The organism is Methylobacterium symbioticum, assembly GCF_902141845.1.
Lineage (GTDB): Bacteria > Pseudomonadota > Alphaproteobacteria > Rhizobiales > Beijerinckiaceae > Methylobacterium > Methylobacterium symbioticum.
Map to the genome: position 1 here is coordinate 94,095 of NZ_CABFPH010000004.1, position 16,092 is coordinate 110,186.

Annotated in this window: 19 protein-coding genes; 14 read left to right on the plus strand and 5 right to left on the minus strand. The window is 61.4% G+C overall.

What is annotated here, in order from left to right; translation table 11 throughout:
- Positions 1–37 precede the first annotated feature (37 nt).
- A complete protein-coding gene (locus tag MET9862_RS02900; RefSeq protein WP_142581603.1) occupies positions 38–376 on the minus strand; it encodes a hypothetical protein in 339 nt (112 codons plus the stop codon).
- Between the two features lie 268 nt (positions 377–644).
- Entirely contained in the window at positions 645–902 is a 258-nt protein-coding gene (locus MET9862_RS02905; RefSeq protein WP_142581604.1) for a hypothetical protein, read from the minus strand.
- 147 nt (positions 903–1,049) lie between these two features.
- Here MET9862_RS02905 and MET9862_RS02910 point away from each other — a divergent pair, with 147 nt between their 5' ends.
- The 6 genes from MET9862_RS02910 to MET9862_RS02935 all read left to right on the plus strand — a co-directional run bounded on the left by MET9862_RS02910 (position 1,050) and on the right by MET9862_RS02935 (position 3,474).
- Positions 1,050–1,247, plus strand: a complete 198-nt coding sequence (locus tag MET9862_RS02910; RefSeq protein WP_142581605.1) for a helix-turn-helix transcriptional regulator — start codon at positions 1,050–1,052, stop codon at positions 1,245–1,247.
- A gap of 55 nt (positions 1,248–1,302) precedes the next feature.
- The gene (locus MET9862_RS02915; protein WP_142581606.1) at positions 1,303–1,644 is read left to right on the plus strand and encodes a hypothetical protein; all 342 of its coding nucleotides are present in this window, start codon (positions 1,303–1,305) and stop codon (positions 1,642–1,644) included.
- A gap of 70 nt (positions 1,645–1,714) precedes the next feature.
- Positions 1,715–1,915 carry a hypothetical protein gene (locus tag MET9862_RS02920; protein WP_142581607.1) on the plus strand — a complete coding sequence of 67 codons (201 nt, stop codon included), beginning with the start codon at positions 1,715–1,717 and terminating at the stop codon, positions 1,913–1,915.
- 385 nt (positions 1,916–2,300) lie between these two features.
- Positions 2,301–2,492, plus strand: coding sequence for a hypothetical protein (locus tag MET9862_RS02925; protein WP_142581608.1), 192 nt, complete (start codon positions 2,301–2,303; stop codon positions 2,490–2,492).
- The gene (locus tag MET9862_RS02930; protein ID WP_142581609.1) at positions 2,489–2,944 is read left to right on the plus strand and encodes a hypothetical protein; all 456 of its coding nucleotides are present in this window, start codon (positions 2,489–2,491) and stop codon (positions 2,942–2,944) included. Before MET9862_RS02925 ends, MET9862_RS02930 begins: the two co-directional genes overlap by 4 nt.
- Positions 2,944–3,474 carry a hypothetical protein gene (locus tag MET9862_RS02935; RefSeq protein WP_142581610.1) on the plus strand — a complete coding sequence of 177 codons (531 nt, stop codon included), beginning with the start codon at positions 2,944–2,946 and terminating at the stop codon, positions 3,472–3,474. Before MET9862_RS02930 ends, MET9862_RS02935 begins: the two co-directional genes overlap by 1 nt.
- 472 nt (positions 3,475–3,946) lie before the next feature.
- On the opposite strand, the gene MET9862_RS02940 is transcribed toward MET9862_RS02935, so the two are convergent.
- Positions 3,947–4,624: a recombinase family protein gene (locus tag MET9862_RS02940; protein WP_142581611.1), complete on the minus strand. Its 678-nt coding sequence runs from the start codon at positions 4,622–4,624 to the stop codon at positions 3,947–3,949.
- A 375-nt stretch (positions 4,625–4,999) separates the two neighbouring features.
- On the opposite strand from MET9862_RS02940, the gene MET9862_RS02945 reads away from it, so the two are divergent.
- The 8 genes from MET9862_RS02945 to MET9862_RS02980 all read left to right on the plus strand — a co-directional run bounded on the left by MET9862_RS02945 (position 5,000) and on the right by MET9862_RS02980 (position 15,036).
- The gene (locus tag MET9862_RS02945) at positions 5,000–8,794 is read left to right on the plus strand and encodes a phage tail tape measure protein (protein WP_142581612.1); all 3,795 of its coding nucleotides are present in this window, start codon (positions 5,000–5,002) and stop codon (positions 8,792–8,794) included.
- Between the two features lie 79 nt (positions 8,795–8,873).
- On the plus strand, positions 8,874–10,046 hold the full coding sequence (locus tag MET9862_RS02950; RefSeq protein ID WP_142581613.1) for a phage late control D family protein: 1,173 nt from the start codon (positions 8,874–8,876) through the stop codon (positions 10,044–10,046).
- A 302-nt stretch (positions 10,047–10,348) separates the two neighbouring features.
- Complete coding sequence (locus MET9862_RS02955) at positions 10,349–11,668, plus strand: hypothetical protein (RefSeq protein WP_142581614.1); 1,320 nt, start codon at positions 10,349–10,351, stop codon at positions 11,666–11,668.
- Entirely contained in the window at positions 11,655–11,888 is a 234-nt protein-coding gene (locus tag MET9862_RS02960) for a hypothetical protein (protein WP_142581615.1), read from the plus strand. Before MET9862_RS02955 ends, MET9862_RS02960 begins: the two co-directional genes overlap by 14 nt.
- A 589-nt stretch (positions 11,889–12,477) precedes the next feature.
- Positions 12,478–12,933 carry a hypothetical protein gene (locus MET9862_RS02965; RefSeq protein ID WP_142581616.1) on the plus strand — a complete coding sequence of 152 codons (456 nt, stop codon included), beginning with the start codon at positions 12,478–12,480 and terminating at the stop codon, positions 12,931–12,933.
- Between the two features lie 38 nt (positions 12,934–12,971).
- Positions 12,972–13,442: a hypothetical protein gene (locus tag MET9862_RS02970; protein ID WP_142581617.1), complete on the plus strand. Its 471-nt coding sequence runs from the start codon at positions 12,972–12,974 to the stop codon at positions 13,440–13,442.
- Positions 13,443–13,990: 548 nt separating this feature from the next.
- Positions 13,991–14,221 (plus strand): hypothetical protein, encoded by a 231-nt coding sequence (locus MET9862_RS02975; RefSeq protein ID WP_142581618.1) that lies wholly within the window; start codon positions 13,991–13,993, stop codon positions 14,219–14,221.
- Positions 14,222–14,787: 566 nt separating this feature from the next.
- Positions 14,788–15,036, plus strand: a complete 249-nt coding sequence (locus MET9862_RS02980; protein ID WP_142581619.1) for a hypothetical protein — start codon at positions 14,788–14,790, stop codon at positions 15,034–15,036.
- A gap of 87 nt (positions 15,037–15,123) precedes the next feature.
- On the opposite strand, the gene MET9862_RS02985 is transcribed toward MET9862_RS02980, so the two are convergent.
- Together MET9862_RS02985 and MET9862_RS02990 are read right to left on the minus strand one after the other, a co-directional pair.
- Positions 15,124–15,564, minus strand: a complete 441-nt coding sequence (locus MET9862_RS02985; protein ID WP_142581620.1) for a hypothetical protein — start codon at positions 15,562–15,564, stop codon at positions 15,124–15,126.
- A 1-nt stretch (position 15,565) separates the two neighbouring features.
- Positions 15,566–15,976: a hypothetical protein gene (locus tag MET9862_RS02990; RefSeq protein WP_210248083.1), complete on the minus strand. Its 411-nt coding sequence runs from the start codon at positions 15,974–15,976 to the stop codon at positions 15,566–15,568.
- Positions 15,977–16,092 lie beyond the last annotated feature (116 nt).

The window sequence follows — 16,092 nt, forward strand, 5'->3', positions numbered from 1 at the left end:
TATTTCCTGTCGGACGGCGCACATGTCTCCAGAAATATCACAATTCTCTTACGGGTTTGCACTTACAAACGAGATCAAAGTGACCTGCCCGCACCGAGTGGTTTGAGTTCAAAGTTCGCGCAGGATCACTGGCCCGAAAGCCATACCTCAGGGCGGACCACTTCATTGGGGACGGATCAGTGGCGTAGAGCCGTTCCAGATGCTCCAGAACCCGCAGGCGCCGCGCCGTGGCAACCGTCTTGTCCCGCGTGAAAAGGCTGCCCTTCACCTTTTCGCCGAGCTTGAGCGAGATTCGCGCTTCGGGCTCTGCGCCCATGGCCGGACACTCGACAACGACGAAGCTGCCACGCAACCGCTCGACGAGGTCGGCGGGCACGCGTGCCTGGATCTGAGGGAAGTGGGAATCTGTGCAGGACGCGTGTCGCGCCATCTTCTGAATCATTAGGTCCGTACCACGGTTTTGTACCCCGGTCTGACCTAAAAAACCTAATGATTTCAGCGGGACAACGACTTAGCGGGCGGTGGTGCCCAGGAAAGGACTCGCCGGTCCACCCTCTAAGTCATTGATTTCATTGAGTCTGGTCGGCTCCAAACCGCCGGATTGTGACCCGGTCCCGTGACCCTCTCCGAATCGGTCGAGACCGTCAACCCTCGCCCTCGTCCCGTCGCGTCGCCACCCGGTGCCCGTGCGTCGTCGGCGCCTTCAGGTGAAAGAGCTTGCGGTCCCCGGTGACCGCTTCGGCGAGACCATCGATCGCGTCGAGGACGCCCCCTAGCGCTTGGTAGTACGGTCCCCCGATTGGTGCGCTGCGCATCTGCTCGATCGCGTCCAGGCGCCACCGCCTCGATTTCTCGACCAGGGTAAGAGCCTCGTCCCGGTGGAAGTAGCGTCGCCTCGCCATGCCGATTCCCCGCGTGTCCAAGCTCGGCCGTGATGTAGAACATTCCGCGAACACGGCAAGCCGTCGCACCGTCTCGGCTTGGTTGACCGCAGTCCGGATCGGCTTGAGTTGGGGAAGCTCCTGAAGCCCACGGAGCCCGATTCATCCATGACCAGCACGCAGCCCCCGCCTCTGATCCGGCCCGCCGAGTTCGCCCGCCTGCTCGGCATCTCGACCGCGACGCTCGCGCGTATGTCCGCGTCCGGTCGCGCACCGATGCCTATCCGTGTCTCCACGCGTCGTCTTGGCTACCGGCGCGACGAGGTCGATGCCTTCCTGACCCGGACCACGGCCAGCACCGCGTAGCCGTCGCGCCCGCCGCGTCCACACCGACCATCCCCCACATCAGCGAGACCCTCCAATGCCGCGCAACGCCTCGCGCCATGCCACCGCCTTGTCCGATTGGCTCGCCGCAACCGATGAGAGCGCACTTTATGCGGACCTTGATCGGCCTACCGGCGACCTCGTGACCGGTTACGCCGAGACCGTCACCCGCTTCACGCCTCACGGCATCGACTCCGAGGGCGGCGATGGCTCGTTCAGTGTGAAAACCACTCCGGGCGGCGTCGTTATCGAAGCGTGGGTCTTCCCGGACGGCACTTCGGGGCCGATCCGTGTCCGATCGGCTCCGATCCCCGCAAGCCTGTTTCGTACGATGATCGTTCGGCCGGATATCGACTTGCCTGACGACATCCCGTTCTGAGCCCAACGTGGCGGGCGGCCTGAGCGCCGCCCTGTCATCCGCGAGACCTTTCCCCCCCAGGATAAGCACAATGCCCGACCGACCCGACGCGCCCCTGTGCGTGGATGATGACGCTTGCCTCGAACTCCTGTGCGCCGCGCTCGACGGGAGCGACTCTGCCCGTGTCGATTGGCTGATGCGCCTCTGCCTCCTGGACTCCGACGCCTCGCGCCGTGCCGGTCTCGCCCGTCTTGCCGAGACCGCCGACCCGCTGCGCGTAGTCCTCCTGTAATTGATTCGATTTTCTTCTGATTTATTGGCCCGATCTCGCCCAATTTCATCAGCAACCACGAGTCTTCATGTCCGACCCTGTCGCCTGATCCGGGTCACGAGACTGTGCCGAGTTGACAAATCACGGTATTTGTGCTAGTATTCGGATACAATGGAAATTTTACGTGCTGCCGAACGCCGCTCAGTCCGAGTTGGCGATTTTCCGGCTATTTTCCGAGGCAATATGAAGAGCGTTCACGTCCGACTACCGCCCGACCTGATCCGGGAATTGCACGATCAGGCGAGCCGTCGCGGGCTTGATTTCTCATCCTATGTTCGCACGCAACTTCTCGCTCTGGCGGGCAAGCCGGCCAACATCTTCCGAACCCCAAAGTCCCGAGCGAGCGATGTCCACGAAGCATAAAGACGACCGCGGCACGTCCCGCTTGAAGGTTTACGTGGAGATCGATCGCGAGATCTACACGATCCTGCGCGACGTTTCGAAGTCCTGCGGGCTCAACATGAGCGGCTACATTCGCTCTCTTCTCTATACGCACCTCGCCAGCCGGCGCGACAACACAGAAACGAATAACCGATGACGACAGAGACCACCACCGCCGCCGCGCCCGCAGCGTCTGAGATCGACTACAAGCACGCCGTCGAGGCCATGAAGGCCCGCGCGATCCGTGCCGAGCTTGAGCGGCAGGGCGCGAAAGATCCCGAGTCCCTCGAAGCGCTCATCGCCAAGCAAACAACTGTGAACGAGCGGGGGGAAATCCTCGCCGTGACGGGACATGGCGCGATCCGCGTCGGCAACGGTCCCGATTACAACATGGGCTGCGCCGAACTGATTGCCGAGTTCGCGAAGGAACGGCCCGGCTTGTTCGTGTCCAAGGCCGAACCCGCCGAGACGAAGGGCCGCCCGCAGCGGAACCCGTTCCAGGCAGGGCCGGGCTTTTCCATGACTGAACAGATGGTTCTCATCAAGTCGAACCCTAAGCTCGCCGAACAACTCGCGTTCGAGGCTGGCCTCAACCTTGGGGTGCTGTAATGACTCTGCAACGAGGCTGGAAGAAGAAACAGGCAGATGCCCTGGCCAAGCATGATGATTACTATGGCACAAAGGCCGAAATCCGTGCCGCCCGCGCTGCCGCCTATGCGGAGGAAGTCGAGCGCGCCCGCGTCGAGGCCGAAGCCGCAGAGCGCGCCCGTGCCAGTGCACAAGTGTTCTGCCCCTGTTGCGGGGGAGAAGGCCGCGTGACGCTGGATCGCGCCGAGATCACCTATAGAGCGTTCGAGCGGTTGCCTTCGGACTCAAAAGCCGACCCGGAGGTTATTCGCATCCTCCATGGTGTGGCGACCCACACGGAAGTTCATTCGCGCGCCATGCTGCCGGTGAAGCGCGGACTCCACTATCCCCGACCGGTCGCCGAGACAGGACCGGTGCCGGAAGCCGCCAACGTGACACCGCGAGACGAGCCGGTCGCCGCACCCTCGAAGCCGAAGAAGCCGGCCAAGGCCGAACCGCCTGCACCGCCGTGGATGGATGCGGGCCTTCGCCTAGAGGAAGACGAGGGCTGACCATGGGTTGGCTCGCCCTCCACCTCACGATCAGCGCTTGCAGTTTCGGACTCGGCTACCGGCTCGGACAGCGCATGCCGGAAGGATGGCCCCGGACCACGGTCTGATCGTGGGGATGTCGGAGGCCGCCGATCCCGCTGTGCCTCATACTTGGCAGGGGGGTTAGACACCCTCCGCAATCAGTCCTGGCCAGGATGGGCATGAAGCCGGGTCCCGTCTCCGATCGACAGGCGACCTCGATCTCGACAACGATCCGACGCGGTGCCTCACGGTCAACGACCTCGAAATCCTGCCGCTCCGATCGATCCCAAGCACAAAAAGAGAATTACGAATTTTCCCAAGGTCTTAGCGCCTTCGGACACGAAAAAGCCCCGGTCCAGCTCTGGCCGAGGCTTAGGCGCGCCTGTCGATTGTAGCCAAGGGGTAATCGACGGGCGCGCTTTCCTACAGATGTGCGCGAGGCGGGTTCGGTTCAAGCGGCTCGCTTCAGAATGCGGCTCACTTGCATCGCCTCCCAGCGGCCACCGCGAGCCGTCTGGACGTTCCGTGCGTTCAACTCGGCAGCAATCCCGCCTAGCGTCGAGATCCCCGAACGCTTGATCGACTCGATGACGGGCAGGACGTTCCGAGCGAAAGCATCGGCCCCGGCCTTGTTGCTCGCCGCGCCCTTCGCGGTCGCCTCAGACAGATTCGTCCGGTTACCCAGGACACCCTTGCCGACCTTCCCGGCCAGCGCAGCCCGCGTCCGTTGCGAGATCAGGGCGCGTTCCTTCTCGGCCAACGCCGCGTAGATGTGGAGCATGAACGGGTCGGCGTCGGTCCCGAGTTCGGTGACGATGAACGGCACCCGCTGAGCCATGAGTCCAGCGATGAACGCCACGTCGCGGCTCAGTCGGTCGAGCTTAGAGACGACGACGGCGCACTTCAGCTTGCGGGCACGCGTGAGAGCAGCGGCCAGTTGCGGCCTGCGTTCCAGAGCGTCCGTCCCCTTGGCGGTCTCTACCTCCTGATACTCCCCAACGACGTCGTACCCGTTGGCCAGGGCAAACGCCTCGATGGCCTGACGCTGCGCCGCGAGACCAAGACCTGAACGTCCCTGCTTGTCGGTGCTCACCCGGAGATACGCGACCAGGGGGCGAAGGGTGCTCATGGCGGGCTCCGGAACGTCTCGATGCTTCGTCGTAACACCTACATACGACCGTTTGCAGTTGTTACGCAAGCCCAGGCGAAGCCTCCCCGCAAGTATATTTCGCACTCTCCACAAGCTCACACCGCTTGTCGGACACCTCCGCGACGGCATGAACATGCTCGCGCGCCGAAAAACGAGAGGGGGGGTCTTTTTGTAGAGAACAGGGCCCCCGGTGTGCTGATGGGCATATGTTATATACCATTTTTCGCTCGGATTTACCGCCCGCACCGTGACGCCAGGGCGACGAACATTTCCGAGAACTTCACAACCTCCCAACAGTCTAGCGAGTAGGCCGCCACGCGCAGGACGCTCGCACCCAAACCATGAAACGAGAAGATGTCCGACGAACAGATGAAGCTGAACCTCGACCTTGAGGTAAGAACACGCGGCGAAGAGGAAATCCAGCGCCTAGACGCCAAGCTGCGAAAGCTTGAAGCCCGCGCAAAGGCTGTTGCCGAAAGCTTCCGTAAAGCCACCACAGTTGCCCAATCCTCTGGAAGGGGGAAGGTGCCTGATGCGGTGAAATCGATCCGCGCCGAGCAGGCCGAGCAGCGCCGCGCGTTTCAGAGCTTGATGAGCTTCAAGGTGCGGATGGCGAAACAGGCGGAAGCCGAGGCCCGCCGTCAGTCGCAGGGCGATGATCGCGCCTTCAGAATGCGCATGGCCTTCAATGACCGCCTTTTCCGCCAGCGTGAGAAGGAACAGCGTCAAGCTGAGCGCGCCGAGACCGCAGCACGTGCCCGCCAGGATCGCGGGACTGAGAGATCGTTCCGCCGGTCCCTGTCCTTCAACACGCGGATGGCCGCTCAGCGCGCTGCCGAGGATCGTGCCGCCGACCGTGAGCGCGACAAGGCCGACCGCCAACGCATCCGTTTAGAGAACTACCGGGCCGCCCTCCGCCTGAAGGAAGATCGACGCGTTGAGCGCGAGGAAGCCGGGAACCGCCGTGATGCCGTTCGGCATGGTCGGTCAACCGTCCAGCACTCCACGGATGCTTATCACCGGATCGCGAGACCCATTGCGACGGGTGGTGCCATTGCCGCTGGTGCTGGCGCTCTCGCTGCTCGTACGGGTATCAGCGCCCGCATGGCCGTGGACACGGCGGAGACAAACCTCCAGATTTTCAGTGGGTTGACTGCCGATCAGATCAAGGCGGCGCGGCGCGGCTGGCTGGACAAGGAGGCCATCAAGAACGGTCTCGGGATCGCAGGAGGTCTCGAAGCTTACAACGAGACCTTGAAGGCCGGCATCAAGGCTCCCGAGGAGGTCACGCGCACGATCATGGGGGCCGTGACGGCGCTAGAACTCGACCTGAAGGAAACTACGCGCCTCACTGGCCTGATCGATCGGAATTTCGGCGCGGCATCGACCCCGGCCAAGCTGAAGTCGGCGCTCAACGCCGTGGCCATCACGGCGAAGGAGGACCCGACCCAAGCCAACGAGATCGTGGAGGGCACCAAGCGGGCCTTCGGCGTCCTTAGCATGTCGAAGATCAGCCCCGAGCACCTTGTCGCGATGGTATCGGGTGGCCAGTCCGTGGGCATTCAGCCAGGGAAGGCCGGCACGTTCTTGGGCGCTCTGTTCCAGAGTGTTTCAGAGGCGGATTCTAAATTCCTCGACCCGAAGAAGCGCAAAGAAATGGGCTTCGTCGCCCTCTCGCTCGGCTTCGGATCGGCGAAGAACATGGCCGTCGCGATGCGTGCCGACGGTGCCGCCTTCTACCTCGACCTCATGAAGAAGCTGAACGGCCTCGAAGCCGGGCAGCGGACTCAGGTCGCCCAGGCACTCGGCGGCCACCAGTGGGCTGACGAAATTGTCCAACAATCCGGCGGCGTGGCGGGTCTCGAGTCGACCATGAAGTCCGTGGACGACCCCGCGAACGCCAACTTCCTCGATGAAGCAGCTAAGAAGCGCCAGGAATCTTGGCTTGGCCAATGGAAATCGACCAAAGCCATCATCGATAAGTTCTGGGAATCTTTCGGCGCAGGCTTCGACGAAATTCTGACGGCCGTCAATTCGTTTTTCCTCGATGCTTCCGGCAAGTTCAACTTCGACTCGATTACCGATGTCGTGAAGCAGGGTCTCGAAGGCGTCAAGGAAGCCCTTGGCGTGAAGACATGGCGCGACCTGTTCCAAGGCGCGTTCGGTGGAGATCTCGCAGGAGTCGGGCGTCAGGTCCGAGAGTTTGCCCGAGGATTCACAGAAGGGATCTTGTCGGTCGCGCGTGCGATCCGCTCGATCCTCACCGTGTTCACCGGCACGAATGCGTCCCTTGAATCGATGGGGAAGTTCACGGCCGAGATCATCGCCCTGTCGGCTGCTCTTGTCGTTGCGGCTCCGGCCATCACCGTCCTCGCGGGTCTCGCTTCGGTTGTGGGCACGCTGGCCACTGCGGCACTAGGGGCTTGGTCGATCCTGAAGGCGGCCGGGGTCGTCGGTGCCACGGTGCCGAAGGTTCCAGGCGCGAGCGTCGGTGCCGGTGCGGCCGGTGGACTCTTGGGACGCCTGTTCGGACGGTTCGGGCTTGGCGCTGCCGCCACGGTCGGACCTTCTACATCGCTGTCGAAGGCGGAACAGGACCGCTTGCACGATAAGCTTGGGGCATGGGCGCAGGAACGCGAACGGCAGGCGCAAGGCAACAAACCGGCTGGCACGTGGGTAGACCCGCCTCTCCGCAAGTCTCTGGATGAATTGAAGGAATCCCTGGACCGCAATTCGCTCATCCAGAAGCAGTCGGCCGACGAAACATGGCGCGGCCTGATCCACCGGACCTCGATCTCTGGCACGGCCGGCACGCTGCGCAACGATCTCGCCGGCATCGGTTCGAGCTTTCGTCCTGCCCTAGATGGGAGCATTAATAACTTCAGCGGCGGCCCTCTCTCTCAATCTCAGGGTGGCTCGTTCATCGGTAACGGCGGTGGCCTGTCGCGTCGCGGCATCTTCGGCGGTGGCGGCGGCTCCAATCCTGGGGGAGCGGAAGCTTCGTCGGCTCCTGGCCGGGGTGCTGCGAACCACATGTCGGGACAGTACGGCCCGGCCGGCTCTAACCTGACCACGATCACCACGGCGAGCGGCAAGCGAGTCACCGTGCATCGTGCGGCGGCTGAGAACTTCCGTGGCTTCCTGAACGAACTCGAAGGTTCCGGCTACAAGATCAACAGTCTTGGCGGTCATAACCACCGCACGATCCGTGGCGGGTCTCGTCTCTCGCAGCATGCATACGGCAATGCGATCGACATCAACCCGGCCCAAAACCCGATGGGCTCTCGACTCGTCACCGACATGCCGAAGAACGTCAGCGACATGGCGGCGAAGTGGGGTTTGACATGGGGCGGGGATTGGAAGCGCCGTCCGGACGCCATGCATTTCGAGTGGAATGGGAGAACGCTAGAGCAGCTTCGATCCGGTAACGCTGGAACCTCACAGACCCCGACCAATGGGGCGACGGGCGGCCTTACCGATGTGATCAATCGAGCGGCGGCTGAGGCTCGCATCGATCCCCGCATTCTCCAGGGCATCCGTGCCGGCGAGAGCGGGCATCGGGCCGACTATGACAAAAACATCACAGCGCGTGAAGAGTCTTACGGTCCGTTTCAGCTTAACCGCAAGGGCGGTCTCGGCGCAGTCTTCGAGAAGCAAACCGGTCTCGATCTGAAGGACCCGCGCACGATCCAAGCGCAAGCCCAGTGGGTGGCGAGGCATATCGCCGAGAAGTTCCGCCGGAACCCGAACTATAACCCAGGCTCCGAGTGGTACGGCTATAAGGGATTACGCAACGCCGACCCGCGTTGGGGCGATTCCGGTCTCGTTGAGAGCATAAAGCGAGATCAACAGCGTGCGCAGGACATCGGGGACGGCTTCCGCTCGTCAGGCTGGAAACCGGCTCCGGCTGGTGCGGGTCTCGGCGCCAAGACACCGCTTGGGCAAGACGCCCCAATCCGCCCGCCGAATACTCAGCCCATCGGTGGCGCTGGTGCCGGTGGCGGCGGGTCGAGCACGTCATCGATCTCGGCGCCGATCACGATCAACGGCGCTGGTCAGGACGCGGAGTCCATCGCTAACGCAGTTCAGCGCAAGATCCAAGAGAGCATGAACCGCCGTACCCACGACATGTCGCCGACTGTCGCCTGATCGTACGAAACAGAGAAGAAGAACAGGCCGGCGATCTCACCCGAGGTTGCCGGCCTCTTCATTTCCAGAGCACGATAGAATGGCCACGAACTACATTCCAACGTTTGAGATCTTCAAAGGTGGCGAGAATATCACCGCGAGATTTCAGGATCGGGCACTGTCGATCACCGTGCGCCTCGCTGCCGGATCGGGCGATCAGGATTCGGTCGAGATCGTCCTCGATGATCGCGGGTGGCAGATCGCCTCGCCGCAAGTCGGAGATCGCCTGACCGTGAATCTCGGCTACACTGGCGTCGGGACCGCTTTTATGGGAAGTTTTGAAATCAACAAGGTGCGCTACCGGTTTCCCGCCAAGCAAATCAGCGTCATTGGCACGGCGGCCTCGTCTCTATCGGAGCTTAAATCGCAGAAGGTCACCCAATACGAGGGGAAGACCGTCGAACAGGTACTTGCGGAGTTCGGTTCGAAGATCGGCATGCGGGTGGATGTGCACCGCGAGATTGCCGATGAGAAGTTGCCATTTCTCAACAATATCGGCAGCTTTCAGGGTTTGGTGGCGAAACTTGAATCGAGATACAACGCCATTGCAAAGTTCACAGATGGGCGGCTGAGTCTCGTACCGCGTGGCGAGGGCAAGTCCGTCTCGGATTTCGCTATGCCGACCTATGTTCTGAGGCCGGAGCATCTCGCCGACGTCGAAGTCTTGGTGGACAGCGCACCGGCTTTCAAGGCCACCAAAGCTCGCTGGCGAGACAAGAAGACCCATGAATTGAAGGAAGTGCAGGCACCGACCAAGCTTGGCAACAACCAGTCCAGCGCGGAATACTCGATCAATGGGCGAGAGTTCCCATCGGAGAGCGAAGCCCAGGCCGCTGCCAACGCCACCCAAGCACAACTCGATCGCGCCACCGGCAAGATCTTCGGCACGCTGGCGTCAGGCGATCCGTGGTTCCGAGACGGCCAACGCGTCTTGATCACCAGTTCAAGGCCAGGGATCGATGGCTCATACCTCATCGACCTTGTGCAACACTCGTACTCAAAAGAAGCTGGACTCCGAACGTCTTTCTCGGGAACTGCGGGAGACGAGGGGTTGCCGGCCTCTTATTCATCCGGATCGAACGCGGGCGACTTCCTGACCCTTGATCCCACCATGTTCACTTTCGGCCAAGCGCTCCAACAGCCGAGCATGACTCTGAATCAACAGAACAGTTCGACCCCCTCCTTGGTGGGGCAACCGCCGCCGACGCCATAGCGTGCGCCCGACGCATAGAATCCTGCCCAAACCGCAATAGCCATGCGTTAGACGCAGATATATGCAATGGACGCATAGCAGGCATGCGCCAGACACGGTTGGCAAGTCGCCCTGATTCGCTGTTCCGCCTCGACTGTGGTATCGTTGCCGCAGAATCAGAAGAAAACCTGAACCGCTATCGTTTCGACAAATCGAAAGAACGAGACGACAGCCTATAGACCTCTAACCGCCCGAAAAGGGCACCCGCCACCGACCGAACCATTGGCACGGAGAAGTCGGTGACGGGCTGAAGACCAACGCTAATGAAGAATTATAGCGGAAAACATCGAGAATCACAAGTCCGTGGACGACCGACCCTTGGCCGGATCGAAGAACTGAGGCGATCCCGCCTTCATGCGGTGCTGCGCGACGTGCGGACCATCATCGAGTCTCACCCGGAGAGCGATCGGGACGCCCTGTCCGAGCACGTTGCGGAACTGGTCGCCCTGATCGTCACGGAGGTTGCAGTCTTAGACCGCGAGACCGACGCCGGAGCGGTCGCCCTGACATATGCTCCCCTGATCGCACAAGCTCTCGGATGGGAGGTGGAGCCGTGGCGAGCGCTTCACCTTTGGATGGGAACAGCCCCCGCACCGCTCGCAGCCTTTGGAGAAGCGTGGGCCCGGCACATGGAGCGGGCCGCGCGGCAGTCCGAGAGCCGGCACCGGCATGTTTATCTCGTTGACCTCGCGGTGCTGTCCGCCCGCCTGTCGCTCACGCGTCCGCGCATCAGGGCGATCTTCGCGAAGGAAAAGTGCGCCCTCGAACCCGTGCGGATGAGCGAGCCGAGCTTCACCCCTGTGGAGCGTCGCGAGATCCGCGAGCTTGCGCGTCGCATGGGGTACTCACGAGACCACGTCGCCAAGTTGGCTTGCGACCCGATCGGATTTTGCAACCTCGTCCTCGAATTCGAGATCGGCTTGCTCCCTGAGGCGCAGATCGCACCGCATCGGGGGCTCAAAGACAAATCCGATGCACAGGTCACGAAATCGCTGCGGGACCGCCGTTACCGCCTGAAGCGCACGCCCGGCCCGGCTGCATCCGAGGACGCCATCGCGCGGCGCGTCGAAGAGCTTGCACGCCAGAAGCGCGTTTCGGTCCGCACGGTCTGGAACTGGATCGAACGCGGCGCCAGCGCGGCGCCTCTCACCTCGGGAGATGTAGAAACAGACGGCCTGACCGAGACGGAGGCGCAGCTTGCACGCATCGCCATCGAGGTTCCGCGTCACAGCAAGCGTCAGACGGCGATCGACCCGGAGGTCTTGGACCTTCTGATGCGCTGGAAGACCGCGACGACGGGCAAGGCCCCGGCCTCAACCGCATGGATCCGCAAAACCAGGGAACGGCACGGACTCGACGGGCTTGTCGCAACGGCTCGGCAGTGGGAAGCCGACAACGAATTTCTGAAGCAAGAACAACGGCTTGATGCTATATGGGAGGCTCACGCGCTCCCCAGGGTTCGACACGATGACCACGACTCAGACCATGACGCAGCTCGACCTGTTCTCGGAGCCGATGACGATCGAGAGGCGGGCGCAGAAGCCGCGCCGCGAGGTGCGGAGGCTTCCCATGATCGAGGATGAACCTGCACCGCGCGCGAAGCCGATCGTGCCGGAGTCTGTCATGTACACCAACTCGCAAGCCGCCCGGGAGATCGAGGCAATCATGCTCGCCCGCTTCCGGCCGACCAAGGCATGCGCAAAGGAGATGATCCCCGTCGCCAAGGAGATCGCCGAGTTCGCTGCGAGACACTACCTCCAGTTGTATAATCTCATCCATCAGGAGGTGGATGGGCGAGCTTGATCCTGTCACACGCGGTCGAAAATCCCGGGATTTCGCTGTCACACTTGCAGTGAGATCCTGTCACACTTGCAGTAAGTTCCACGCTCTTGCATCCAGCGATTTCGGCAGTTTTTCATACCGAACGCACAGCACCTTCAATGCCTTTCTCGGAGGTGGGAACACTCCCACCGGAGAGACACCAAGCTCAACGTCTGAGCACAACCTGTGGATCAGCGGACTGAAGCGGAGCGCAAGGAAGCGTCGCACCTGAAGGCTTTTCCTTTCCAACCGAATGATTGGGGTAAGCGGAGTGCCCTACTCCCAAGCGCTGGCGCATGCCGCACCCTTCCTTTCCTGACCAGGAGGGAGAGGGGGCACAGCGTTGCGATTCACCGGCAACCGTTGGCGCGGCCACCACGATGCCAAGTTGAACTCGACGGCATACCAAGTCCTCGCCATTCCTTTGGAAAGGTCCATTACGCTCTTACTGCGGTGATGTGCATCAAACTGCGGACTTCGCATCACGCGAGGCCGGGCATCATTATGTGATAGTCTGGATTTGTGCTATACAGACGGCCTATCGCCTCACACGATCGGCCCGAATTCTGCGATGAGCACTGCGAAAATCCCGACTTCTACCGACGAAGAACTGTCGCCCGCCGACCGAGACCGCGCTCGCCGTGCCGCTCGGGCTCGCCTCCGCCGCGCGAAGGCTGGTGCCACGCCCAGGACTGAGAGCGTTGCCGCCGAACTCCGCTTCTATGGCGTCAGTCCGAACTCCTACTATTCCCGCCAGCGTCGCAAGCGTCTCCGGGAAGAACGCGATGGCGCGCACAGTAATACGTACCCTGTCGATGCCGCCGCGTCTCAGCCGTCACCGGATCAACTGCCACATGAACTGCACAGCAACACGTACCCTTCTGCGACCGGAGGGGATGCACAACAACTCGTAGCCTCGAACGCTGCCGAGTTTGAGGCTGTTCTCGCCCGGCTCCGTGCCGCCGCGCCCGCCGCCTTGCTGGAATTCGCCGAGATTGATCCGGCCTTCTCGCTGGTCAGGGACTGATCGGCCGCCGCCCCCTAACGCTTCAGGATCAAGAACCGATGTCACTATCGAAATCGACCATGCTGGCCGCTCTCCGTCTGTACGCGAAGGAACCGCCCCGGCGATCCGCCACGTTCGACCCTCCGGCTCGGAAGCCGGTCACGTTGCCCCCGATCACCTTGCACGAGATCACCGACGACGATGTCGGCTTGCCCGATAGCCCCGTCGATCAGGCCAGGGCGGAAGCTTACCTTCTCGCGGTGCGGGGCCGGCAAGCACACCTCGAAATGGAGCAGGCTCAGCGCGCCCGTCTCGCCGCTGCCGCGACGAGACCAACCGTCTCCGTGGAGCAGAAGCCTGCCCCCGCCATTGCCCTCGTAGAGAAGTCCGCGCCAGCGGTGCACGTGTCGGTCCCGGACGACACTGTTGTCCTGATTGACCCCACGGACACCCTGACGGAGCTTGAGCAGGAAATCTGCGCGCAGTTCCGCCGGCTGACAGAGCAGCCTAGGTCTCGATGGCTGGCATGAGAGTGTCAACTAGAGAGCAGATCAATAGTTGATAAATATTACACCTTCAGCCAGGGACGCCACTTGAACTACACGCTTCGCACCTGACAATCGCAAGATATAATTTTTCGGCGAATGATCATCCATCAATCCGCGAATATTAATCTTATCTACCCATTCGCTCTCTATATCCGCCTCATCTTGCGATTTTCTTCAATTCTCTCACAATATTTCGGGGATTGTCTTTTTGAACAATGGTTACTTTGATCCAGTGCGGCGCTGGCCCATGGCAGCAGGAATGGGCCACCTCGCCTGAGATGATATCTGTGCACCAGATGTACCCCATCATCATCAAGTAAGGGGATGAAGCACAAATTCCGCCACTATAATGGCTCCAATGCAGCCCTTTGATACAACGGAAGAGAACTACACCCTTCCGATAATCATTCCAGTGGCGCCGGATTACTACGCGAGTCTCAGGACCTAGAGGCGCATTTGTCGGTGGAGCATTTACTTGCTCCTGGCGAATACCGCGAGATCTCGGAACCTCAGCGAGATCAATTTCAGCAATGGCGACATCTTTGGCTGATTTAGACGGCATCGTAGACCCTCCTTATTTTGAATATTTGGCGGATATCCAGCCCTACATGACGATCTATAACCACTTGCCGCCCGAAGCCATTTTTTATGCTTATCTATCATTTCCCAATGCGCGGAAGACAACATCACGCACCATCTCGCACTGCTTCAAAAGCAGTGACGCGACGCCGACCCTGTTCAAATCAGCCCTAGGACTTTGAACAGACCATCTGGAAGCAGAATTTGTACGCAGTGAAGTCGGAGATTCGATGTATAGACCGCGGGAACTGCAATGCCTCACAGAATTGCCGTGCACCCGCTAGGTGTCATGGCGTTAGGAGGAGGCTAGCTGCATCGCGAAGCAAACTGCCGCTGCGCTGTTCCGGTGTATCTCCGGGGCCCGGTTCGGTGGGCTATCGTCGGGGGCTACCCCCCGGAATTTGGGGCCTCCTAGACACGTCTAGAGGGCCCGCGGAGTCGTACCCCGCGCCACACGGATCCGCCCCGTGCTGACCATGAACACGCCAGAACGGCTGAGGTTCCGGCACGCCGCGAGATTCTTCGCGGAAATCGAACCCTCTGCCTCGCGCACGCGCGCGCGTGCTTGATTGTCGCTCCAACTGCCTATTGTCGCTCCAACTGCCTGCCGGCCACTCTTAGCCGCCAGCGGGCATCCTAGGGCATTGCAGGGCCGATTCAGCGCATCGCCACGATGCCGGTCTTGCTCTGCCGTATCACCCCGCCTGTCCTCTTCCTGGAAAGGCCCAAATACTCACTGAGCTTTCACATGTCATCACCCAAGCCAACCAGCACCGCCCGCAGCATCGGAGTCACCTTCGATGAGTCCATGATTAATCTTCTCGACGCCCTGAGAGAAGAAGCCGGCCCGGAAGAGGACGGATCGACCATGAGTCGTTCAGAATTGATCCGCCGTCTGGTGTTCATGGGCATCGACCTGTTGCAGCGCAATCATCCTGTCCTGGCGCAATACCGAGATCCGGAGAAGGTTGCTGCAGAGAAAGCGGCCAAGCGATGACAGGCACCGTCACGGTTCTCGACCCCGTGACCGGCCGCATGGTGACGATCAGCGCGCCACGCCCGAAGCCTCGATAGCCGGAGCGTGTCAGTCCCGGTCTCGGAACATGAACGTGACCTGCTTACCTAGGATGGGCACGAAGGAGACGGCGGTAAGGACCCCGAAGAGGACAATCCCGATGATCAGGCCGGAAGCGCCGAGCAGGATTTTGTCGATCAGCCCGAAGGTGCCCGGCTTCCGAGGCTGCGGACCATGCTTGAGGTGAAGCAGGAAGCTCGCTGCGAACAGGAACGCGGCGAACCCTCCAATGGTCATCATCATGTAGATGAACGTCGCGACGCATCCTGAGAGTGAGTTCAGGACGAATCCAGCCCCGCCAATCCCCTGAGCCGCGAACATGAATCCGCCGATCAGGCACGCCGCAGGTATGAGGAATCTGAGGTAGGTGCGGAGCGGATCGGCCTTGTCCGGGATCGCACTGCGCATCTCGCGGACAGCGTTGGCGAACGCGGCTCCGACCCTGGACATCTCAGACCCGATCCCGTCCGGTCACGCGCCACCCCTCGGGAAAGGCATCAGCTTGGTAGCTCTCTGGCACAGTCTCGGGACCCGGCAGGACAGGTTCGATCCGGTCCGGGGGGATGTAGAGTCCGCTGCCACGCGACTCGGTCCGCACCGGCCAGATCGGGAGATCGATCAGCGCCGCGAGAACGAGCAGGCCGACGCCGAGCCAAAACGGCCAAGGCTGGTAGGGATGCGCTCCTGCCATCGCACCGGCACTGTAGGCGACTCCGCAGATGCCATCAGTCGAGTACAGGCATTGGTTCGGGAGAGGGCCGCGATAGCCGATGAGCCCCCCTGCCTTCGTGTAGAACGACTCGAACCACATCCACGCCCCTGCCAGGACGGCGACGCCAAGCCCGGCTACCACGATGCTCAAACGCCCCACGGTCGCGCCTTCCGCTTCTTCTCACCTCCCCTGCCGCTCGCATATGCTCGACGCCAAGTCGGGTCAGGAGATTCCAGTGCTTGTTGCTCAGCGTGTCAACGACTTCA